Raw genomic sequence first — 22,043 nt, forward strand, 5'->3', positions numbered from 1 at the left:
TTTAGAAATGGGATAATATATCTTGTGTGTCCTTTTCGCCGTACAATAATCTTTGTGGTACGGTGCTGAGATTGGTTTACGTTATCTATACCGCATACTTTGACCTTGTACTATTCACTACTCATTTTTTTCAGAATATCACCTTGACAAGGTGAAAATCAAAAAAAATCACATTATGAAAGCAAAAAAATTATTGTTCTTTTGTTCTCTCATCTGTTTTGTCATCGCTTCGTGCGAAGGGGATACGCCAATCCCTCCAGGCGCAGGCGAGAAAGTTCAATTAAGTGCCGCGATCGAGGGGCTGCAGACCCGCGCCTCCGGTTCTACGTGGGATAAAGGAGATGCCATAGGCGTGTATATGAAGAAATCGGGCGAAGCACTCGGACCTTCGGCCATCGTGCAGAATACAAAGTATGAAACTACAGGCACATCAACGTTTTTACCGGCAAAAGGGGCAACCACCATTACCTTCCCGCTTGATGGATCGAATGTGGATTTCATCGGATATTATCCTTATAAAGAGATGATTGCCAATTTAACATATCCTATCGACCTGTCCAATCAGTCGGTACAGTCCGATATAGACCTCCTCTATTCCGATAATGCAAAAGCATTCAACTCGGGTAAACCCAATGTCAATATGTTGTTCTCCCACCAACTGGCGAAAATCACGCTCACGATAGAGCACAAATTTATACCTAACCTGAACGGCATAGAAGTAATTATCACCAACGCAGGGATAAATGCCAATTTCAACCTTACGGACGGGACATTGTCGGCGCCTTCCGCAACCGGCAATATTGCCTGTATGGTGGCATCCGACGGAGCGACCGCCGAGGCGATCCTTTTGCCCACATCCAGCCTCAACGGGATGGAATTGTGGTTCCTATTGGATGATGAAACGTTCAAATACCCCCTGAGTAGTGTACCGGAGATCCAATCTTTCGATAAATCGACCCGGTACATTTATAATGTTTTTTTAGATTCGGATCGGATACCCGCTGTTACCGTAGGAACAATATCCAATTGGATTGAGGGGCCTTCCACCAATGCGACCGTACCTACCACGAACGAAAACCCTCCGATAATACCCGGGTCAAAGAGATCGCCCTACACGGTAATCCAAGCGCAAGAATACCAAGGTAAAGCCGGTGTATGGGTGGAAGGGTATATTGTGGGATATTTTTCGTCTTCCTCCATGAACAGTTTTTCGACCAATTTATCCGGTGATGTCTCTCAAAGCAATCTCGCACTGGCGGACAATCAAGGAGAGACTGACTTGGCTCGGATTATACCGGTGATGCTGGGCACCAGAAGTGCCAGAAATGCACTGAATCTACGAGATAACCCAGACAATTTCGATAAAAAAGTAAAGATCAGGGGAGATTTGGGAACATACTTCAGCGCACCCGGGTTAAGAGATATCAATGCATACGAATTTATAGAACCGTAATAGTAAATGGAGTCAGGGAGTAGTTGTAATTATATTTATTTACCATATACAGCCAAAGGAGCAGGAACTAGGAATGATTATAAAGCAAAATAAGAAAAAATGCTAAATTGTCACAGATCTCCACAATCTGAGAAAAGAATATTATCTTTGTTTGTATCAAAAAAGAAAGGAGTTGTACATGGCAACATTAGAATTGAAAGCCCAATTTCAAAAAGAAATAGAAAACGAGCAAGATAGCTCTGTAATCGAACGGGTACAAGCCTACTATCGTAGAATAAAAACTACTCCCTGCCAATTTTCATCAGAAGAGTTAATAGAGGAAGTAAGACGTTCTGTTGAAGATGAACGAAACGGAGGAGGCAAATCTATGGAAGAAATGAGAAGAAAACATCCCCGTAAATGAAAATAAAATTTTTAATCGCAGCCGAAGAGCATTTAGAAGACATCTATAATTCAATTGCCGGAACGAATGAACATGCGGCGGTTAGATTATACAATGATTTTCTGGATGAAATAGACCGACTTCGTGATTTTCCTCTAATGGCTGCGGTTGAACCAGTATTAATTAATGAACCTCAAATATTTCGGGGATTAATAGTAAAGCATAATTACAAAGTTATTTACTATATAAAAGGGGATACAGTATATATAGCGGCAATTTGGGATTGCCGCCAAGATCCAAAAACCAATAGGAAAAAGATCAAATAAAAATATTATTTAAACTCCTTCCACATGAGAAGTGCCCGGGCAATGGCATTCTCTACCAAAGGCCCCATAATGGCGTATCCCTCCTTATTTGGATGCACGCCGTCTTCCGACAGTTCTTCCGGCAGGCCGTCACGCTCATCAGCCATGGCAGAGAAAAAATCGCAATAGACAGCCCCGCGTGTGCCGGCATACTGCTTAATACGTTTGTTCAATTCCACAATTTTAGGAGCCGGCTCCAAACCGGGGCGCCAAGGATAGTCGTATGCAGGGAGAACCGAACACAATACTACCTGTATGCCATGCGCCTGTGCCAATTCCGTCATGGAATGGATATTGTCTTCGATCATTTCCAGTGTCGACGGGCCAGTATTACCGGCAATATCATTCGTTCCGGCCAGGATCACCACCACTTTAGGCCATAACTTAAGTACATCCTGACGGAAACGGAGTAACATCTGCGGTGTAGTCTGCCCGCTAATCCCCCGGTTGATATAGGGACGACCCTCAAAAAATTCAGGTACCTTTTCTTTCCAACCCTGTGTAATGGAATTACCCATAAAGACCACCCGGTCGTCACACGTTTTTGCCGATCCCAATTTCGCGTTATCCTCCCTGAACCGCTCCAGGTTCGCCCAATCCTGGGCTTCAGCCAGAAGTATACCACTCATAATAAACACCAATGCTAGAAACAATTTTCTCATACACCTACTTATTCTTATTTTTATTTGTATTGATCTCTGTTTTTGAATGTCAAAAATAGTTATTTAATTGCTGATCCGTATAGGATTCATCGACTTATTTGGATGATATATCGATTTTAAGGCCTAAAAAAAACTAAAAACCGTTTCTATGTTACGTTTTCTCTCGTTTAATGGGTATTTTTGAAAGATTTTTTGCGAATAAGAAATATAGCGATAAAATAATACATACTACGCATATTAGCCGACAGGAAATTACACAATTGTATGAATAGGAAAACAAAAATAATTGTATTTGCCTCCATCGCAGTTTTAATTCTGGGGATGGCATTCTTCCCAAGGATCAAACAACTACTTACTCCCGGGGAGCAGGATAATGCTCCCGTTCGGATAAATACAGGCGGAGGTGGTAGCAGGGCGCTGATGGTAAACGCGACCGTACTGAAGCCCCAAACGTTGAACAATATGTTCCGGATCACAGGGGTTCTGCTGCCTGACGAGGAGGTAGATCTCACTTTCGAGTCGGCAGGAAAGATCACCGATATCTATTTCGAGGAGGGTTCCTATGTACAAAAAGGGGCATTACTGGCAAAGGTAAACGATGCTCCGTTACAGGCAGAGCTCAAAAAACTGGAAGCCCAATTGCCGCTGGCAGAAGACAGGCTGTATCGTCAACAGACACTCCTTGAGAAAGATGCCATCAGCCAGGAAACGTACCAATCGGTTGCCACGCAGCTAGAAACACTGAAAGCCGATATAGATCTGGTGAAAGCACGTATCCGGCAGACTGAGCTGAGAGCCCCTTTCGACGGTATGATCGGGTTGAGGCAGGTGAGTGAAGGGGCATACGCATCGCCTTCGGTAGTGGTAGCCAATCTCACCAAGATCTCACCCCTGAAAATCGAATTCTCCCTTACCCAGAATTTCGTGAATATGATCCAACCGGGAACCGAAATTTTTTTCACGGTGGAAAATGACCTGACAGTATATAATGCTACGGTTTATGCCGTGGAATCACGGTTAGACGTACAAACCCTCAATCTCTTTGCACGAGCCCGCTATCCCAATACCGACAGGAGGATGAAACCGGGTCAGTCCGCCAGTGTCCGGATCAACCTGGATCAGATCGACAATGCCGTCGTCATACCAAGTATCTCCAGTATCAAGGAGATGGGGCGCGATATTGCCTATCTGTACGACAACGGCAACGCAAGGGAAGTGGAGATTATTACAGGCATGCGTACATCCTCGTCAGTAGAAGTGATCAGCGGCCTGAATATCGGCGACACTCTTCTGACCACCGGTGTAATGCAGTTACGGAACGGGATGCCGGTGCAGATCGGCCAGATGGTTGAAAACAGAGCAGATTAATACAAGATGAATTTATCGGAATTAAGTATAAAGCGACCGGTACTGGCCACGGTAATGGTGCTGATCATCATCATCTTCGGCCTGATCGGCTATACCAGCCTACCCGTCCGCGAATATCCCAACGTGGATAACCCCATCATTACCGTACACGTATCCTATCCCGGTGCCAATGCGGAAGTAATTGAGAACCAGATTACGGAACCGCTGGAACAGAATATCAACGGTATTCCGGGTATCCGGTCGCTCATCAGCCAAAGTAGCCAAGGCAGTTCACGGATCACCGTGGAATTTGAGTTGAGCGTGGATATGGAGACCGCCGCAAACGACGTAAGAGACAAAGTCTCCATCGCGCAAAGATACCTGCCCCGCGATGTAGATCCTCCCACGGTATCAAAAGCCGATGCCGACTCCGATCCCATCATGCAGATCACCATACAGAGTCCCGTCCGTTCGATGCTGGAACTCTCCGAGATCGCCGACCTTACTGTGAAAGAGCGGCTACAGACCATCTCTAACGTAAGTGCTGTGGAGATATGGGGTGAATACCGCTACGCTATGCGTCTGTGGCTTGATCCTCTCAGGATGGCGGCATATAATATCACCCCGATAGATATTAAAAACGCACTGGACAGGGAAAACATCGAACTTCCTGCCGGAAGTATAGAGGGCGACCATATAGCACAATCCATACGTACCATGGGATTGATGCAAACCCCGGAAGATTTCAACAATCTGATCTTAGTAGAGAATGACTTCCGTATTGTACGTTTCCGCGATGTGGGATACGCCGAATTGGATGCGGCTAACCGCCAGAATATCCTCAAGAGGAACGGTGTGCCTATGGTGAGTTGTGTGATCATTCCACAACCGGGTGCCAACCATATCAATATTGCCGACGAGGTAAGGGTACGCATGGAGCAAATGCGCAAAGACCTTCCCGAAGATGTGGCCATCGACGTGGCATTCGACAATACCAGGTTTATCAGGGCCTCCATCCATGAGGTGGAAACCACGGTAGTCATCGCTTTCATCCTGGTCGTAGCTATCATCTTTATTTTTTTAAGGAACTGGCGCGTGACATTGATCCCCGCATTGGTGATCCCTATCTCGCTCATCGGGATCTTTTTCGTGATGTATCTGGCCGGATTTTCCATCAATGTGTTGTCGATGCTGGCAGTCGTACTGGCAGTAGGACTTGTAGTGGACGATGCCATCGTGGTGACTGAGAACATCTATCAGAAAGTGGAGAGCGGAATGGATCCCGAGGAAGCATCTATTATGGGATCCAAAGAGATATTCTTTGCCGTAATCTCCACCACCATCACGCTGGTAGCGATATTCTTCCCGATTGTTTTTCTGGAAGGGATGACGGGGCGGCTGTTCCGTGAATTCAGTATTGTAATCTCCGGAGCAGTCATCATCTCCTCTTTTGCCGCCTTATCTTTTGTGCCTATGCTTTCATCCAAAATGCTCGCCAAAAGACGGAAAAAGAATAAACTTTACGAAAAGACCGAAATAATCTTTGATGGGTTGAACCGGTTTTACGACAGATCGCTGCGTTCGTTTCTGCGCCACAAATGGCTCGTCCTGCCCGTCATCATTGTTTCCGGGGTATTTATTATCCTTTTCTGGAACATGATCCCCGCAGAGATGGCCCCTTTAGAAGACCGCTCCGTGGTGATGGTCAGAAGTTCCGCTCCGGAAGGGGCTACCTACGAATTTATCAGGGACTATACCGACCGTATCTCAGAGATCGCCGATTCTGTCGCGCCCGAAAGGGAATCGAACATCACCATGACCCGCGGCGGATTCGGCATGGTGCGCTTAGTTTTGCCCGATATGGATCAACGTGAACGCAGCCAGATGGAAATAGCCGATGCCCTCACCCTTGCCGTAAGGAATGAGACTGCCGCCCGTGCGTTCGTACAGCAACAATCCACCTTCGGCGGCCGCCGTGCCGGCATGCCAATACGGTATGTGTTACAGGCGCCTAATATTGAAAAATTGCAAGAGTTTATTCCCCCTTTTATGGACAGGATGAACGCAAGTCCCTACTTTCAGATGAGTGACGTAGACCTGAAGTTTACCAAACCGGAAACACGGATAATCATCGACCGCGACAAAGCAGCCATGTTAGGGGTAAGTACCCGCGATATCGGCCAAACCCTGCAATATGCGCTCAGCGGCCAGCGGATGGGATATTTCTATATGAACGGTAAACAGTATCAGATCCTGGGTGAGATCAACCGCCAGCAACGCAACACACCGGTCGACCTGAAAACTATTTACATCAAGAATAATGCCGGACAAATGATTCAGATGGACAACCTGGTGAAACTCGAAGAGTCGGTTGCCCCTCCCCAGCTTTACCGGTACAATCGCTTCAATTCAGCCACCATTTCGGCGGGATTGGCACCCGGTTATTCACTGGGTCAAGGGTTGGAAGAAATGGACAGAATTGCCGCCGAGGTGCTGGACGAAACGTTCAGGACTGCCCTCGAAGGCGAATCCAGAAACTTCCGGGAAAGTTCCTCCAGTCTGCTTTTCGCCTTCACCCTCGCTATCGTGTTGATTTTCCTTGTGATGGCCGCGCAGTTCGAAAGTTTCAAAGATCCGTTTGTCATTATGTTCACAGTCCCCCTAGCCCTGTTCGGCGCACTCCTGTTCATGTGGCTATTCGGCATCACAATGAATATTTACAGCCAGATCGGAATTATTATGCTTATCGGATTGGTTACCAAGAATGGTATTCTTATCGTGGAGTTTGCCAACCAGCGCCAGAATGCCGGCATCAATAAACTCAGAGCGATCATTGATGCGTCATTACAGCGGTTACGTCCTATTCTGATGACCAGTATTTCTACTGTCCTTGGGTTGCTGCCTCTTATGTTCGCCACCGGTGAAGGAGCCAACGGGCGGATCGCAATGGGTACGGCCGTAGTGGGTGGATTGCTCATCTCTACCTTGCTCACTCTCTTCCTCATTCCGGCCATGTATATCTATCTCTCTACCGACAGGGAAGCAAAAGAGATGAAGAGGTTGAGGAAGAAACAGAGAGATTTGGATCAGGACTAAGGGATTGATGTGATTAATGTGCCAAGAAAATTAATTAATAAAGAAGTCAAGAAGTGGAGGAATATTGAATATTGAATATTGAATTTCTATAGTCTTGGCTCTTGGTTCTCAAATAATTGGTAATTGGTAATTGGTAATTGATAATTGGTAATTGATAATTTGTAATTGAAAACAGACTATATGATGATAAAGAATGTGCCGTTACTGCTCTTTCTCCTGCTTGCTTCCGCTGTATCCGCACAGCCTGTGATGGACTTGCAGGAATGTCTGAGGATTGGGCTGGAGAACAATTATGATCTGCGTATAGTACGCAATGAAGAGTTGATCTCAGACAATAATGTCACATTGGGAAATGCCGGATTCCTGCCGGAAGTCAGTCTTAACTCCGGTTATAATCTGCGCAACAGCAATTCCGATCAGTATCCTGCAGAAGGAGGAGAGGCTATAGAAACTCGTAATTCCAATACACAAACGTTGGATGCCGGACTGAATCTCAATTGGACACTCTTCGAAGGTTTCCGGGTGCAAACCAATTATCAACGGCTGAAAGAGTTACAAACTGTGGGGGAATTAAATACCCGGTTGGTCGTGGAAGAGTTCATAGCCAACCTTACGGCGGAATATTATAACTATGTGCAACAGCAGATACGTCTGGGAAATCTCCAATATGCGGTATCCCTTTCCAAAGAAAGATTGCGAATAGTGGAAGCTCGCTATCAGGTGGGTTCCCTTTCGCAACTCGACCTGCAACAGGCGAAGGTCGATTTCAATGCGGACAGTTCACTGCTTATCCAGCAGTACGAAATACTCAACAGCTCAAGGATACGCTTGAATGAGATGATGGGAGGTGATGTGGAACAACACTTCCTGGCAAAAGACACCACTATTCTCTTCGATGCTTCTTTGTCGAAAGAAGAACTGTTCAATCAGGCGATGCAACATAACACGGTTCTCTTGCTGACCGGAAAGAACAAAACGCTGAGTGAACTGGATCTGAGAAGTCTGAGAAGCCGTAATTATCCTTATCTTCGACTGAATACCGCTTATGGCTTCACCCACTACAATTACAACACCGGCACATTCGACAGGCAACGTACCTGGGGTCCTAATGTTGGACTCACACTTGGTTATACTATCTTCGACGGATTCAATCGCCGAAGGGAGCAGAAAAATGCCGAAATCACCGTCCAAAACCGTGAATTGCAGGTAGAACGGAACAAATTAGCGCTGGAAAGCGATTTCGCAAATATGTGGATGGCCTATCAGAATAATATAGAATTGACCAATCTGGAACTCGAAAGTTTAGGAAATGCAGAGTTGAATTACGAAATCGCCATGGAACGGTACAAAATTGGCGACCTCTCCGGGTTAGAATTACGTGAAGCGCAAAACAGCCTGCTCGAAGCGGAACAACGACTTCTCACCGCACAATACAACACTAAACTTTATGAGATATCACTGCTCCAAATTAGCGGAAAAGTCGGAGAATATCTGGAATGAAGAGATAAGGGATAATGGACAATGGACAGTTGACAATGGACAGTTGGCAGTGAATAAGGGACTGGGAAAAGAAGGAGTAAGGGAGACTGAACAACCAATAGTGACCGGGAGAAGGGATGACTGGGGAGATTGGGAAGACTGGGAGACTGGGGTGAGGAAGATTATAGAGGTGACTCCGTAAAAATATCATAACTAGAAATAAGTAAGCCGACTACTTCAGAATAATTATCCTGCCCTGAACTGACTTTATTTGTTTTCAGATAAGCATCATATACTCTATCCTGAACATCTGACAAGGATTCGTCTCTCGCCGCAAGCCAATGCTCCCGGTTTCGTCGCAGATCTGCAATAATCTCCGGCCGGATGGATGAAACCAGCGACTCATATTCCTCCGGAAGAAACTTGTGTATATCGTTCAACACATACCGAAGCGTAGACAGATATGCACTGTATCGGATCTTTTCGTTACCGCTACGGGTACAGACAACAAATGCATACAGATTCGCCTCCGATTCGGTGGCAATACCGAACTGATGCGCCATTTCATGAGCTAAAGTAAACGGATAAGTAAAATTAAGGCTATAGTTATTCACATGGATTTCATTGAAGAATGGGCCGAAATAGCCGGAAACACCCATTTTCGAATAGACCGATTCGAACATCATCGGCTTTGGCTTCCTTTTCCCGTTGGGATAAGATATTCTTAACGTCTCATACATTATACGATACGATAACTCAATTTCTCGCCGTACTTCTTGCCTGTCCATATCTGTACAATCGGCATAGTAAAGGTTCGCCCGGTCAATAAACCGGACGGCAAAATCTCTGAAAATTTCCGGATCAAATGCCATTTCCTTCACATCGCTCCGACCATAGAAGTCTTCCCGGAAATAAGCAATCCCCCAACTAAAATAGAACCAGAAAACGATAACCATCATAAACCGGATCAGCGAAAAAAGAAACTCCGAAAAGGAGATCTTTCGTATGATGACGAACAGGATCAGTTTTATCAACAGCAGCACCGCCACGATCAAAAATATATCGTATAACGAAAAGGAGAAAATATTCGAGATAAAAGAGAGCACTATGGCTACAACGGGATAAATCACACGCATATACCATTCCGAAAGCGTTGTGCTAAGGCTAAACAGAAAGATCATTACAAACAATGCACCAACCCTGATCAATAAAAGCAGAAACTGCCGCTTAGATACTTTATCTCTATGTTTCGATATCATACTAACTCTTCCGGTAAACAAAACACCCCACTTCCGACGAATGATCCTGTACATAAGTTTCAGGATGCTCTTTCCGCAGTATCCATACTATCATAAAATCACCTGCTGCTGCACCGGTATAAATAATTCCAAACAACAGCATCAGTCCACTGCCGTTGAAAAGCGATATAACGGCCGGCACGATTCCCAGTAGTAGCGCCGGCATCAATGCACCCAGGAAATAATGCTTTATCTTTAGCGGCTCCTTGCAATGGCAATAAGGTGTAAGCATCTTCCACATCACTCCAAACCGAATGCTTTTAAACCCCTTCTCAGCAAATAAACCGAAGAAAAAACCGTGGATCAGTTCATGTAGAACAATACCGACTAAGAATAATAATACAAATAACAGACTTTGTTGCAGCGATAATGAGAACTCCGGCCTCCATATAAAATAAAAAGGAATACCGAACAATATTGCCGTGGCAATGGTAATCACCAACGAAATACGACTTGCAGTATGGATGTTGATCGTTTTCAGTTCTTTCTCGTAATCTTCAAAATTTTCCATTATCAAGATGATAAATTTAAACTCTTTACTTTATCATAAGCCTGTTTCTCAATTTCCCGTTGTATATCCGACAATTGTTCTGACCTCATGTAGGTTGTGCCGTTTTCTATCACGGTAATCGTAATGCTTTCTTTGCCCAAAGGGTCTGCGTAGCACCTCGCACAAAAAGGTAGAGGATAAACGCCAGCCAGAGGCCGTTATTTCCCCACAGCGGTGTCATGATAAAATAGCAGGCAAAAAAGACGATGGAGGAAAGTATCATAGCATTCCGCATCTCGCCGGAAGCTGTTGCTCCGATAAAAATACCGTCCCACAGAAATGCAGCAAAGCCGACAACAGGAATCAGCACCGTCCAGAACATAAAATCTTTGGTATGCTCAATAATAACAAGATCATTGGTCATGATATGCAATATCGGATCGGGAAAGAGCATATAGATCACTACAGCAGCAAGACTCACTATCAATCCCCAGAAAAAGATCCTGCGGATCATCCATTGCAGGTACTCCCGGTTTTTTGCTCCATAAAACCGTCCGGTCAGCGCTTCACCCGCATAGGCAAAACCATCCATAAAATAGGAGAACAGCATAAAGAACTGCATCAGCAAAGCATTCACGGCCAATATAGTCTCTCCCATTCCTGAGGAGGCAAAGGTGAAAAAGGTAGTCACCAAAGTCAACAAAAAAGTACGGACAAAAATATCACTGTTCACCCTGAAATACTCCCGTATAGCTTGTCTGTCCCAAATAGTTTCCTTACGGATATATTTCCGTAATCGGCGATAGTACTTCCACCAGAACCCGGCTGCCACCATCAGCGAAATAACTTGTGAAAGTGTTGTTCCTAATGCGATCCCTTCAATCTTCATCCCAAAGCCGAACACAAAAAGCAGGCTCAGGACAATATTCAGCAAATTATTCAGTATGGCGACGACCATAGGGATCTTCGCATTCTGCATACCGATAAACCACCCTTTAAAAGCATACATACCCAATACAGCCGGCGCTCCCCATACCACAATACGGAAATAGGTCATCACATGATCCGTGGATTCAGGGCCCGACTGTATCAAACCGGAAGCTAACATCCCTATAGGATATTGCAATAATATGATCAGCACCCCTACTCCCAGACCGATCGCCAGCGAACGGATAAATGCATTCATCACCTCCGGAAAATTCCGGGCTCCCAACGCCTGGGAGGCAAACCCGCTGGAACTCATCCGGAGAAAGCCGAAGTTCCAGTAGATCATATTGAAGATATTGGCACCGAGTGCAATGGCTCCGATATACACAGCCGAGCCGAGTCGGCCGGCAATGGCAATATCGATCATTCCCAGCAAGGGGACGGTGATATTGGTGATGATATTGGGAAGGGCGAGCCTGAAGATTTTTTTGTCCATTGGCGCAAAATTACTTCAAAAAGACGATATACCCCAATTTGACCGGTTATTATCTTTTTGACCGTATATACGACCGGGTAATGGCTTTATGCAGTTCAGTACCCAAATCTTTCGTTTCGGGGAGTTAATGTAACAGGAAACCTCTTCATATCATATCTTTGTCAAAAGATACAAAACAGTAGCTACTGTATCATTTTCATTTCAGAAAACAAAATAAATTCCATTTTTAATAAAAGATTCTATTTTTTTGAAATGATAAAGCAATAATTATACTTTCTTTTTTGTAAATTTGTAAATTCACTTTATATGTTTTCACAACATATTGAAAATCAGCACACTGGGAAGAAAGAGTGTCAGTTTTTCAGAAAAAAACTCATTACATACTAATATATGGATAAGATTCAGGAACTTACTTCGAAACTTTACACGGAAGGCGTCGAAAAGGGCAAAGAAGAAGCCGGGAGGATTATTGCGGAAGCACGGGCGCAAGAACAACAGATAGTGGATGCGGCTCGCACCAAAGCCAAAGAATTGATTTCTTCTGCGGAAAAGGAAAGCGCAGAACTGAGAAAAAACACAGAGGCAGAGTTGAAACTCTATGCTACCCAATCTACCGAAGCACTAAAAACGGAAATCATCAATCTGGTGACCGACAAGTTGTCTACCACACAGGTAAAAACGGTTGTGGAAGACAAATTATTTATGCAACAGTTGATCGTGGAACTGGTTCAAAACTGGTCGAAGAACGATGCTTTAACCATTTGTGTGGAAAACCCGGAAGAACTGGAATCCTATATCGCCTCACATGCGAAAAACCTACTGGACAACGGATTAAAGATCGAATCGGTGAATGGGATCAAGACCGGATTCACTCTCGTACCCGAAGACGGTTCCTACAAGGTAAAATTCGGGGAAGAAGAGTTTATAAACTACTTCAGGGAGTTTTTACGCCCCCAGATCCAACAACTTCTTTTTTAGAAACTGAAAATTTCCACCGATCTCTCTCAGGAGGTTGATTTTGCCTATGATTTTCAAGAATCAATATTACTATTTTATATCCGGCCTGCCCGATTTTTCTTTCGATAGCATAAAATTGCCCTTCTCCGTGGAGGAGTTCAGGGAGGTGCTCGACGAAGCCCTTGAGCCGGAAGATAAAAAACTTCTGGACACCTATTTTCTCTCTTACGATAACGACAATCTTTTCCGGCTGCTGGAAAAGAAAGAGAGCGAAATAGAAAACCGGGGGATCCTCTCGCGTGCCGACATGGAAGAGGCGATCCGGCAGGTGAAAGAGGGAGACACCATAGAAAATAAACAAGTACCGCCCTATTTCGAAAAGGCTGTCAGGACATGGCTCGATGAGGAGATGCCCGGACACTTGAGAACGCTGGAGGACCTTATCAGTTCCCTATACGCAGACTACGGAATGGGGGTAAAGAACAGCCTGATCGCCGGATGGTTCGAAATGAACCTCAATATCGGCAATATTCTCTCCGCAATCTTCGCAAGGAAATACGGAATGGATGTAAGCCGGGTAGTGGTCGGTAACAACGAGATTGCCCAGTTGATCAGGGAAAATGCCAATGCCCGCGATTTCGGCATCAGCCGCGAGCTTGATTATTGGGATGATATCGTGCGGATTGCCGAAGAACCGGATATCTACGAGCGGGAACGAAAGATCGATAAATTTCGATGGAACTGGCTGGATGACAACACCTTGTTCGATTATTTCAATATTGAATATATCTTCGCCTATCTCTGTAAACTCAGGATATTGGAACGGTGGGTAAACCTCAACGCCGAAGAGGGAGAGCGTGTTTTCCGGGAACTGATCACCCAGTTGAAAAATGAGATACAAAAACCGGAAGATATCTAGAAAGAAGAAAAAATAAACAACTATATATGCTAACAAAAGGAACAGTTAAAGGGATTATATCTAATCTCGTTATTGTGGAAGTAGACGGAGCGGTAGCCCAGAATGAGATCGCCTATATCGACCTTGATGGCACCCGTTTAATGTCGGAGGTGATCAAGGTGGTCGGGAATAATGCTTATGTACAGGTATTCGAAAGTACACGCGGGCTGACCGTCGGCACGAAGGTGGAGTTCCAGGGACACATGCTCGAAGTGGTGTTGGGACCGGGACTGCTGCAACGTAACCTTGACGGGTTAGAGAATGACCTCGACAAGATGGAAGGGATCTTCCTGAAGCGGGGTGATTACACTTTCCCCCTCGATGAAGAAAAGTTATGGCATTTTAAACCGATAGCCCAACCGGGTGACAAAGTGACTGCCGGATCATGGCTGGGAGAGGTAGATGAAAATTTCCAACCTCACAAAATCATGGTACCTTTCACTATGAAAGGGGAATATACAGTAAAAAGTATCACTGAAGAAGGAGATTACAATATCTACAAAACCGTAGCCGTGGTGGAAGACAGTAATGGTCAGGAAACCAGCCTGAATATGATCCAGCGTTGGCCGGTAAAGATGCCGCTCACAGCTTATAAAGAAAAACCCCGTCCTTCCAAACTACTGGAAACGGGAGTACGATCCATCGACACCCTGAACCCCATCGTGGAAGGGGGTACGGGATTTATCCCGGGAGCATTCGGTACAGGTAAAACGGTATTGCAGCATGCCATCTCCAAGCAGGCGGAAGCAGATATCGTGATTATTGCCGCCTGCGGTGAACGTGCCAACGAGGTAGTAGAGATCTTTACCGAATTCCCGGAACTGATCGACCCGTATACCGGCCGCAAACTGATGGAACGTACCATCATCGTGGCAAATACCTCTAATATGCCGGTAGCTGCCCGTGAAGCATCGGTATATACCGCCATGACTATCGGCGAGTATTACCGCTCTATGGGACTGAAAGTACTGTTGATGGCAGACTCCACCTCACGTTGGGCGCAAGCGCTGCGTGAGATGAGTAACCGACTGGAAGAGCTTCCCGGCCCCGATGCCTTCCCGATGGACCTTTCAGCCATCATCTCCAATTTCTACGGCCGTGCGGGACATGTGATCCTGCACAACGGAAAAGAGGGATCCATCACCTTTATCGGTACGGTATCACCCGCCGGGGGTAACCTCAAGGAGCCGGTAACCGAAAACACCAAGAAGGTGGCCCGCTGTTTCTACGCACTGGAGCAGGATCGTGCCGACAAGAAACGCTATCCGGCCATCAACCCGATCGACTCTTATTCCAAATATATCGAATATCCCGAGTTTGAAGAGTATATCTCGGAACATATATCGAGTGACTGGACAGAGAAGGTAAACGAAGCCAAGACCCGACTTTTACGTGGAAAAGAAATTGCAGAACAGATCAATATCTTGGGGGACGACGGAGTACCGACAGAATATCACGTTACTTTCTGGAAATCGGAATTGATCGACTTTATCGTCCTTCAGCAGGATGCTTTCGACGATATCGACTCGGTAACTCCCATCGAGCGGCAGAAATATATCCTGGATATGGTGACCGATATTTGTCGTACCGATTTCGAGTTCGATAATTTTAACAAGGTTGCCGATTTTTTCAAGGAACTGATCAATATCGGAAGACAGATGAATTACTCGGAGTTCCGGTCGGATAAGTTCAATCAATACAGGAAACAACTGGACGAGTTGATATCCCGAAAAAAAGTATCTGACTAATGTGATGATTCGATAATTTTACAATTTGACTCCGTCTATTTTCAATTCACAATCTTGAATTTTAAATTTTGAATCTTGAATTTTATGGCAAAAGCATTTCAAAAAATATATACAAAAATTACCCAGATCACCAAAGCCACCTGTTCGGTAAAGGCGACCAATGTAGGTTATGATGAATTGGCCACCGTAGAAGGCCGTCTGGCCCAGGTAGTGAAGATTATCGGAGACGAGGTAACACTGCAAATCTTTGAAGGAACAGAAGGTATTCCTACCAACGCCGAAGTGATCTTTATGGGAAAATCTCCTTCGCTAAAAGTGAGCGAACAACTGGCAGGCCGTTTTTTCAATGCCTATGGTGATCCGATAGACGGTGGCCCCGTACCCGAAGGGGAAGAACGACCTATCGGAGGGCCTTCTGTAAACCCTGTACGCCGTAAACAACCGTCGGAACTGATCGCTACCGGTATTTCGGGGATCGACCTGAACAATACATTGGTGTCGGGACAGAAGATCCCTTTCTTTGCCGACCCCGACCAGCCATTCAACCAGGTGATGGCTACCGTGGCACTTCGCGCACAGACCGACAAGATCATCCTGGGAGGTATGGGGATGACCAACGACGATTACCTTTACTTCAAGAATGTGTTCAGTAATGCAGGAGCTTTGGACAGGATCATCAGTTTTATGAATACCACTGAGGATCCGGCCGTGGAACGTCTGTTGATACCCGATATGGCGTTGACGGCAGCCGAATATTTCGCGGTGGATAAAAACGAGAAAGTGCTGGTGCTGCTTACAGATATGACATCTTATGCCGATGCGCTCTCGATCGTATCAAACCGTATGGATCAGATCCCGTCGAAAGATTCGATGCCCGGATCGCTCTATTCCGACCTTGCCAAGATATACGAGAAGGCAGCGCAGTTCCCGGCGGGCGGTTCCATCACCATTGTAGCCGTAACTACCCTCTCCGGGGGCGATATCACCCATGCCGTACCCGACAACACGGGCTATATTACGGAAGGGCAGCTCTTCCTGCGCCGCGACAGTGATGTAGGTAAGGTAGTTGTGGATCCGTTCCGCTCACTTTCCCGCCTGAAACAACTGGTGCAGGGCAAGAAGACCCGCGAAGACCATCCGCAGGTGATGAACGCCGCCGTACGTCTCTATGCCGATGCCGCCAATGCCAAAACGAAAATGGAGAACGGGTTCGACCTGACCGATTACGACACCCGGACTCTCTCGTTTGCCCTGGATTATTCGGAAAAGATACTCGCTATCGATGTGAATCTCGATACGACTGAAATGCTCGACAATACATGGAAGCTACTGTCGAGGCATTTCAAGCCGGCAGAGGTGAATATGAAACAGGAATTGATAGATACCTACTGGCAACAATAATGGCTATTCGATTTCAATATAACAAAACGTCCCGTCAGCAGTTGGAAAAACAGTTGGCTGTACGTGAACGGGCACTTCCCACGCTGCAGAACAAAGAATCTGCATTGCGGATGGAAGTGAAAAAGACCAAAGCGGAAATAGAAGAACTCGACAAGGAACTCGAAGCAAAGATCAAGTCATACGACAAGATGGTCAGCATGTGGACGGAATTCGACCCTACCCTATTGCGCGTAAAGGATGTGCACCTTTCAAAGAGAAAGATTGCGGGAGTACTCCTGCCAATGCTTGATAAGGTAGATTTTGAGATCCGGCCGTTCAGCCTTTTCAACCGCCCCAAATGGTTTCTCGATGGGGTAAAAACCCTCGAAGGATTGGCTGAGATAGGGATCCGCCGCGATTTCCAGGAGATAAGGCTCTCCCGGCTCGAATACGCAAGGAAGAAAACCACACAAAAGGTCAACCTCTTCGAGAAAGTACAGATCCCCGGCTATCAGGAAGCCATTCTGAAGATAAAACGTTATCTGGAAGATGAGGAGAATCTCTCCAAATCGTCTCAGAAGATTATGCGTGCCCATCAGGAACAACGTAGAGAACAGGAGGGAAGCGTATGGTAGCCACAATGAAGAAATTTATCTTTATCTCTTTCCATAAGGATTATGACCGGTTCCTCCATGCCCTGCGTGATTTGGGTATGATACATGTGGCGGAGCAGGATAATATAAAGGTGGATGAAGAGAAATTACAAGACTACCTCTCTGCATCGAAACGGTTGAGTGAATCAATCAAGAAACTCAAGCAGTTGCGTGATAAGAAAGCAGCCGTCCCATTCCATGATGTCGATATAGAACGGGGAATGAATATCCCGGCAGAGATAGAGAGAATCGAAAATAAAAAGTCGGCTCTTCACCAGCAGTTACAGGTCAGCCTTAAAGAGCGTGACATCTTACGCCCTTGGGGAAATTTCGATCCTGAGAATATCCACCGGCTGAAGGAAGCGGGATACCATGTCCGTTTCTTTATCGTTCCTGACAGAGAATATGATCCGGAATGGGAAACGCTTTATAACGCTGTGGTTATTCAAAAGGGAGCATCAAAAACCTACTTTGTTACGGTAACGAAAGGCGCTCAAGCGGTCGACGAACTGCAATTAGAGGAGATGAAAGTCCCCGAGGTATCGTTAGACGCACTTGACAAACTTATTGATTCACTACAGGAAAAGATACATGGGAAAGAAGATGCGCTAAAAGCACTCTCGGCCGAGATCCCATCAGCAGAGGCGGCATTGAAATCATTGGAATCAGACATCTTCTTCACAAGGGTAGCCCGCAGCGCGACTCCTGCCGCGGAAGACAAGCTGATGCTCCTGCAAGGCTGGGCGCCGGAAGAGAATGTGACAGAGATCACCAATTACCTGGAATCGCAGGATGTCTATTTCCGGGTATCCGATCCTACACCCGAAGATGATGTACCGATCAAGTTCAAAAATAACCGTTTTATGCGGCTCTTCGAACCGATCGCGGAACTCTATATGCTCCCCAAATACAACGAGATCGACCTCACCCCCTTCTTCGCACCCTTCTATATGATCTTCTTCGGATTATCACTGGGTGATATTGGTTACGGAGCCTTCCTGTTGATAGTAGCTACACTGGCAAGGACTTTCGGAAAGGAGAAAATCTCCCGTACGATGCGGGGCATGCTTGCACTGGTACAGATACTGGGTATCTCTACCATGGTGTGTGGGCTCCTTACCGGAGGATTTTTCGGTTTCAGTATCTACGAAACCAACATCGCCATCTTCCAGAACCTAAAGGATCAGGTCTTTTTTGATAACGAACAGATGTTTATGCTTTCCCTTATATTGGGTGTGGTGCAAATCATGTTTGCCATGTCCCTTAAGATCGTGAACCGTGTCAAGCAGTTCGGATGGGTACAGGGTCTTTCCACCATTGGCTGGTTCGTATTGCTATTGAGCGTGATCGTGGCCTATCTGTTCCCAACATTTATGCCGATGGGAGGCACTTTACATCTTATCGTGATGGGACTTTCGGCCATCCTGATCTTCTTCCTGAACTCACCGGGAAAGAACCCGTTCATGAACCTGGGACTCGGTCTGTGGGACACCTATAATATGGCGACCGGCCTATTGGGTGATGTGTTGTCGTATGTGCGTCTCTTCGCCTTAGGCCTTTCCGGAGGTATTCTGGCAAGCGTATTCAATAGCCTGGCATTGGGACTGAAGCCGGACAACCTGATCGGAGGATCGATCGTTTTCCTGCTGATCTTCCTCTTCGGACATGCCATCAACATGTTTATGAACGTGCTTGGAGCTTTTGTCCACCCGCTGCGTCTCACCTTTGTAGAGTTTTATAAAAATGCGGAATTTGAAGGAGGAGGCAAAAAATACAATCCTTTCAGGAAATAGAGAAATAACAAGATATAAACAAAAAATTCAAATCAATAACAAACAATAAAACATTATGGACAGCAATTTATTTATTGCCTATTTAGGTATCGGACTTATGATCGCGCTTTCGGGCATCGGCAGTTCCTACGGGGTTACCATCGCCGGGAATGCGGCTATCGGGGCGCTGAAGAAAGACAGCAGCAAATTTGGAAACTTCCTCGTGTTGACGGCGCTTCCCGGCACACAGGGGCTATATGGCTTCGCCGGATACTTTATGTTTCAGAGCATCTTCAATATCCTGACACCTGAAATTACCGCTATTCAATCCGCAGCCGTTTTTGCAGCAGGCCTCGCGATGGGTTTGGTAGGATTACTTTCAGCTATCCGCCAGGGGCAGGTTTGTGCCAACGGTATCGCCTCCATTGGCCAGGGAAATGATGTATTCGGAAATACGCTGATCCTTGCCGTATTCCCCGAGTTGTATGCTATTGTGGTATTGGCCGGTGTATTCCTTATCGGTTCAGCTGTTGCCTGATAAAAACCGTGCAAACGGTTGAGAAAAATAAAGCTAATGGAAAGGCTGTCGCACTTCGCGGCAGCTTTTTTCTTTCAGTAAAACCATTGAATGGGATAAAGCGTTACAGGTGATAATCGATCTCTTGTCGGTCAATACCGATATCTTTCATCGATGCGGGATCTTCCACCGGTTCCAGATGAGTATGCACCGTCACCGGTTCATCGAACATATTCACAATGGTCTCCTCAATCTCGTCTGCATAGTCATGTGCCTCTTTCACTGTCCACTTACCCGGAACCAGTATATGCATGGCGATAAATTTACGGCGTCCGGCCACACGGGTCAACAGCGAATGATATTCAATCTTTTGGTCATTCAGTGAATCAAGATAGTTAGTAATCTTCTCCAAATCTTCGTCGGGAATGGAAGCATCCATCAAACCGCTGGCAGAACGGCTGATCAGTCTGTATCCCGTATAGATAATATGGAGTGCCACTAAGATGGCAATGATAGGGTCGACGATTAACCAACCGGTGAACTTCACGATCACGATTGCCACAATCACACCTGCCGAAGTCCACACATCCGCCATCAGATGCTTTCCGTCTGCCTCCAGCAGGAGAGATCTCCTTTTTTTCCCGTTGCGGACCAACGTCATACCCACAGCCAGATTAACAAGCGACGCCAGCAACAAAAAGAGCAGACCTGTGTTGATATTTTCAATGGGGCGGGGATCGATAAGCCGCGGAACAGCTGACCAGATAATGGTGAATGCTGCTATCAGGATAAGGGCACCCTCCGCCGCACTGGAAAAATACTCCGCTTTACTATGTCCGAATTCATGTTCCTTATCAGCCGGCTTCTGTGAAATGTAGAGCATCATCAACGCAAAGATCGCCGCAAACAGATTTACGAACGACTCTAGCGCATCCGACAGGAAACCCATGGAACCTGTTACAGAATAAGCATAAAATTTCAGTAATATGGTTACTATTGCAGCGGCAATAGAGAGATATATGAATCTACGGAGTGGACTTTTTTTCATCGCGCCATGCTTAAGAGACAACAAAAATAGTCATTTAAAATGAATGTAAATAAACGGCAGCTCTTTTTTCCGGTATTCTCCTTTTGACTATCCGTGAATTCCGTAATTGCATATTTCAGGTATGTTATGCGACACCCTATTGTCACATTTGAAGATGGTATTCCAAGTTTGGCTTTGTCCAGCGTCTGTGCATATGTTGTGGTAAACAGTGCCAACATCATTATCGTTCCAAATACTATTTTAGTGTCCATAGTCTTCATTTTTCTTTTTTATAAATACAAAGTACTTTGAAATACAAAGTTCAATAAAATATTTTGTATTTCAAAGCCCTGTTCGAAAAAGTTTGAAAAAATATTTCGAATTATTTATTTAGAGAGATTCGTAACTCCATAACTACCATCATCAAATAAACTCAAAATAGGGATGTTCTGCATAATCGTAGTCACCTTCTTCGAGCATGGGATTATTCACAAAGAATGATTTGGCATACAAATCACGGGCGAAAGAGGTTACTATTTCTTTCTCTTTCCTCGTATATACACCAACCTTTTGTCTACTAATCAAGCCGGCTTCAATATACATGGGCATAATACAGTACAAACCATTTGACAGTGAGCGATTACTCGCATAGATCGACGACATACGGTTTATAATAAGGTTGGTGGATACTTGCTCCTGCACATGGAAAAACTTGCCCAGTATGACCATGGCATCATAACCAAAGCCATACGCAGCATTGATCAGAGCCGAATATATGATAGCTTTATCTCCTGTGTATTTGATTGCTGTAAGATATTCTTGTTTATGTTCCTTTATAAAAGGAAAAAGGGGATTACGCTGTGTCAGTTTACCTATGATGGTGCGCGCTTTATTGATTCGGTTTGTACCCTGGTATTCTCCGGCAGCCAAATCGGCTGCATACTCCGAGGTAAAACTACCATCAAGACAGGCCTTTATGGCCATCTCTATTACATTTATACTTATGCGTTGGTTGATACCTACAATCTTTTCCATT

Annotated in this window: 20 protein-coding genes; 14 read left to right on the forward strand and 6 right to left on the reverse strand. The window is 45.5% G+C overall.

The genetic code is table 11. From position 1 onward, the window contains the following. The first annotated feature begins 175 nt into the window (after positions 1-175). From PSM36_RS10990 to PSM36_RS11000, 3 genes are all read left to right on the forward strand, one after another. Entirely contained in the window at positions 176-1,453 is a 1,278-nt protein-coding gene (locus PSM36_RS10990) for a fimbrillin family protein (protein WP_076930932.1), read from the forward strand. 178 nt (positions 1,454-1,631) lie between these two features. Beyond that, the gene (locus PSM36_RS10995; protein ID WP_076930933.1) at positions 1,632-1,856 is read left to right on the forward strand and encodes a hypothetical protein; all 225 of its coding nucleotides are present in this window, start codon (positions 1,632-1,634) and stop codon (positions 1,854-1,856) included. Further along, positions 1,853-2,161: a type II toxin-antitoxin system RelE/ParE family toxin gene (locus tag PSM36_RS11000; RefSeq protein WP_076930934.1), complete on the forward strand. Its 309-nt coding sequence runs from the start codon at positions 1,853-1,855 to the stop codon at positions 2,159-2,161. The genes PSM36_RS10995 and PSM36_RS11000 overlap by 4 nt, the downstream gene beginning before the upstream one ends. A 5-nt stretch (positions 2,162-2,166) precedes the next feature. Here the strand turns inward: PSM36_RS11000 and PSM36_RS11005 are convergent, their stop codons facing one another. Next, positions 2,167-2,862 (reverse strand): SGNH/GDSL hydrolase family protein, encoded by a 696-nt coding sequence (locus PSM36_RS11005; protein WP_076930935.1) that lies wholly within the window; start codon positions 2,860-2,862, stop codon positions 2,167-2,169. A 264-nt stretch (positions 2,863-3,126) separates the two neighbouring features. On the opposite strand from PSM36_RS11005, the gene PSM36_RS11010 reads away from it, so the two are divergent. The 4 genes from PSM36_RS11010 (at position 3,127) to PSM36_RS11025 (ending at position 8,986) form a co-directional block, all read left to right on the forward strand. Continuing rightward, a complete protein-coding gene (locus PSM36_RS11010) occupies positions 3,127-4,230 on the forward strand; it encodes an efflux RND transporter periplasmic adaptor subunit (RefSeq protein ID WP_076930936.1) in 1,104 nt (367 codons plus the stop codon). A 6-nt stretch (positions 4,231-4,236) separates the two neighbouring features. After that, complete coding sequence (locus PSM36_RS11015) at positions 4,237-7,305, forward strand: efflux RND transporter permease subunit (protein ID WP_076930937.1); 3,069 nt, start codon at positions 4,237-4,239, stop codon at positions 7,303-7,305. 183 nt (positions 7,306-7,488) lie between these two features. Beyond that, complete coding sequence (locus PSM36_RS11020) at positions 7,489-8,805, forward strand: TolC family protein (RefSeq protein ID WP_173823187.1); 1,317 nt, start codon at positions 7,489-7,491, stop codon at positions 8,803-8,805. Continuing rightward, complete coding sequence (locus tag PSM36_RS11025; RefSeq protein ID WP_019537717.1) at positions 8,753-8,986, forward strand: hypothetical protein; 234 nt, start codon at positions 8,753-8,755, stop codon at positions 8,984-8,986. Before PSM36_RS11020 ends, PSM36_RS11025 begins: the two co-directional genes overlap by 53 nt. On the opposite strand, the gene PSM36_RS11030 is transcribed toward PSM36_RS11025, so the two are convergent. The 3 genes from PSM36_RS11030 to PSM36_RS11040 form a co-directional block, all read right to left on the reverse strand. After that, positions 8,967-10,043: a DUF3810 domain-containing protein gene (locus tag PSM36_RS11030; RefSeq protein ID WP_076930939.1), complete on the reverse strand. Its 1,077-nt coding sequence runs from the start codon at positions 10,041-10,043 to the stop codon at positions 8,967-8,969. The two genes, PSM36_RS11025 and PSM36_RS11030, sit on opposite strands and share 20 nt — an antisense overlap. A 1-nt stretch (position 10,044) precedes the next feature. Then, positions 10,045-10,593, reverse strand: a complete 549-nt coding sequence (locus PSM36_RS11035; RefSeq protein ID WP_076930940.1) for a DUF3267 domain-containing protein — start codon at positions 10,591-10,593, stop codon at positions 10,045-10,047. Positions 10,594-10,702: 109 nt separating this feature from the next. Beyond that, a complete protein-coding gene (locus tag PSM36_RS11040) occupies positions 10,703-11,995 on the reverse strand; it encodes an MATE family efflux transporter (RefSeq protein ID WP_076930941.1) in 1,293 nt (430 codons plus the stop codon). A gap of 390 nt (positions 11,996-12,385) precedes the next feature. Between PSM36_RS11040 and PSM36_RS11045 the strand changes: the two genes are divergently transcribed. From PSM36_RS11045 to PSM36_RS11075, 7 genes are all read left to right on the forward strand, one after another. Then, a complete protein-coding gene (locus PSM36_RS11045) occupies positions 12,386-12,973 on the forward strand; it encodes a hypothetical protein (RefSeq protein WP_076930942.1) in 588 nt (195 codons plus the stop codon). A gap of 46 nt (positions 12,974-13,019) precedes the next feature. Next, positions 13,020-13,871 (forward strand): DUF2764 family protein, encoded by an 852-nt coding sequence (locus tag PSM36_RS11050; RefSeq protein ID WP_076932208.1) that lies wholly within the window; start codon positions 13,020-13,022, stop codon positions 13,869-13,871. A 26-nt stretch (positions 13,872-13,897) separates the two neighbouring features. Further along, complete coding sequence (locus tag PSM36_RS11055; RefSeq protein ID WP_076930943.1) at positions 13,898-15,658, forward strand: V-type ATP synthase subunit A; 1,761 nt, start codon at positions 13,898-13,900, stop codon at positions 15,656-15,658. Between the two features lie 84 nt (positions 15,659-15,742). After that, positions 15,743-17,059 (forward strand): V-type ATP synthase subunit B, encoded by a 1,317-nt coding sequence (locus tag PSM36_RS11060; protein ID WP_076930944.1) that lies wholly within the window; start codon positions 15,743-15,745, stop codon positions 17,057-17,059. After that, a complete protein-coding gene (locus PSM36_RS11065; protein ID WP_076930945.1) occupies positions 17,059-17,673 on the forward strand; it encodes a V-type ATP synthase subunit D in 615 nt (204 codons plus the stop codon). The genes PSM36_RS11060 and PSM36_RS11065 overlap by 1 nt, the downstream gene beginning before the upstream one ends. Continuing rightward, a complete protein-coding gene (locus tag PSM36_RS11070; protein ID WP_076930946.1) occupies positions 17,667-19,484 on the forward strand; it encodes a V-type ATP synthase subunit I in 1,818 nt (605 codons plus the stop codon). Before PSM36_RS11065 ends, PSM36_RS11070 begins: the two co-directional genes overlap by 7 nt. Before the next feature lie 55 nt (positions 19,485-19,539). Next, positions 19,540-20,001 carry a V-type ATP synthase subunit K gene (locus PSM36_RS11075; RefSeq protein ID WP_076930947.1) on the forward strand — a complete coding sequence of 154 codons (462 nt, stop codon included), beginning with the start codon at positions 19,540-19,542 and terminating at the stop codon, positions 19,999-20,001. A 103-nt stretch (positions 20,002-20,104) separates the two neighbouring features. Here PSM36_RS11075 and PSM36_RS11080 read toward each other — a convergent pair whose 3' ends face one another. Both PSM36_RS11080 and PSM36_RS11090 read right to left on the reverse strand, forming a co-directional pair. Next, on the reverse strand, positions 20,105-21,028 hold the full coding sequence (locus tag PSM36_RS11080) for a cation diffusion facilitator family transporter (RefSeq protein ID WP_076930948.1): 924 nt from the start codon (positions 21,026-21,028) through the stop codon (positions 20,105-20,107). A 402-nt stretch (positions 21,029-21,430) separates the two neighbouring features. Then, entirely contained in the window at positions 21,431-22,042 is a 612-nt protein-coding gene (locus PSM36_RS11090) for a hypothetical protein (RefSeq protein ID WP_076930950.1), read from the reverse strand. Between the last annotated feature and the right edge of the window lies 1 nt (position 22,043).

It is taken from the genome of Proteiniphilum saccharofermentans (assembly GCF_900095135.1).
GTDB classification, from domain to species: Bacteria; Bacteroidota; Bacteroidia; order Bacteroidales; family Dysgonomonadaceae; genus Proteiniphilum; species Proteiniphilum saccharofermentans.

Excerpts from the sequence above, each read along its gene's own strand:
- PSM36_RS10990 (WP_076930932.1), top strand. The coding sequence starts at position 176 with ATGAAAGCAAAAAAATTATTGTTCTTTTGTTCTCTCATCTGTTTTGTC.
- PSM36_RS10995 (WP_076930933.1), top strand. The coding sequence starts at position 1,632 with ATGGCAACATTAGAATTGAAAGCCCAATTTCAAAAAGAAATAGAAAAC.
- PSM36_RS11000 (WP_076930934.1), top strand. The coding sequence starts at position 1,853 with ATGAAAATAAAATTTTTAATCGCAGCCGAAGAGCATTTAGAAGACATC.
- PSM36_RS11005 (WP_076930935.1), bottom strand. The coding sequence starts at position 2,862 with ATGAGAAAATTGTTTCTAGCATTGGTGTTTATTATGAGTGGTATACTT.
- PSM36_RS11010 (WP_076930936.1), top strand. The coding sequence starts at position 3,127 with ATGAATAGGAAAACAAAAATAATTGTATTTGCCTCCATCGCAGTTTTA.
- PSM36_RS11015 (WP_076930937.1), top strand. The coding sequence starts at position 4,237 with ATGAATTTATCGGAATTAAGTATAAAGCGACCGGTACTGGCCACGGTA.
- PSM36_RS11020 (WP_173823187.1), top strand. The coding sequence starts at position 7,489 with ATGATAAAGAATGTGCCGTTACTGCTCTTTCTCCTGCTTGCTTCCGCT.
- PSM36_RS11025 (WP_019537717.1), top strand. The coding sequence starts at position 8,753 with ATGAGATATCACTGCTCCAAATTAGCGGAAAAGTCGGAGAATATCTGG.
- PSM36_RS11030 (WP_076930939.1), bottom strand. The coding sequence starts at position 10,043 with ATGATATCGAAACATAGAGATAAAGTATCTAAGCGGCAGTTTCTGCTT.
- PSM36_RS11035 (WP_076930940.1), bottom strand. The coding sequence starts at position 10,593 with ATGGAAAATTTTGAAGATTACGAGAAAGAACTGAAAACGATCAACATC.
- PSM36_RS11040 (WP_076930941.1), bottom strand. The coding sequence starts at position 11,995 with ATGGACAAAAAAATCTTCAGGCTCGCCCTTCCCAATATCATCACCAAT.
- PSM36_RS11045 (WP_076930942.1), top strand. The coding sequence starts at position 12,386 with ATGGATAAGATTCAGGAACTTACTTCGAAACTTTACACGGAAGGCGTC.
- PSM36_RS11050 (WP_076932208.1), top strand. The coding sequence starts at position 13,020 with ATGATTTTCAAGAATCAATATTACTATTTTATATCCGGCCTGCCCGAT.
- PSM36_RS11055 (WP_076930943.1), top strand. The coding sequence starts at position 13,898 with ATGCTAACAAAAGGAACAGTTAAAGGGATTATATCTAATCTCGTTATT.
- PSM36_RS11060 (WP_076930944.1), top strand. The coding sequence starts at position 15,743 with ATGGCAAAAGCATTTCAAAAAATATATACAAAAATTACCCAGATCACC.
- PSM36_RS11065 (WP_076930945.1), top strand. The coding sequence starts at position 17,059 with ATGGCTATTCGATTTCAATATAACAAAACGTCCCGTCAGCAGTTGGAA.
- PSM36_RS11070 (WP_076930946.1), top strand. The coding sequence starts at position 17,667 with ATGGTAGCCACAATGAAGAAATTTATCTTTATCTCTTTCCATAAGGAT.
- PSM36_RS11075 (WP_076930947.1), top strand. The coding sequence starts at position 19,540 with ATGGACAGCAATTTATTTATTGCCTATTTAGGTATCGGACTTATGATC.
- PSM36_RS11080 (WP_076930948.1), bottom strand. The coding sequence starts at position 21,028 with ATGAAAAAAAGTCCACTCCGTAGATTCATATATCTCTCTATTGCCGCT.
- PSM36_RS11090 (WP_076930950.1), bottom strand. The coding sequence starts at position 22,042 with ATGGAAAAGATTGTAGGTATCAACCAACGCATAAGTATAAATGTAATA.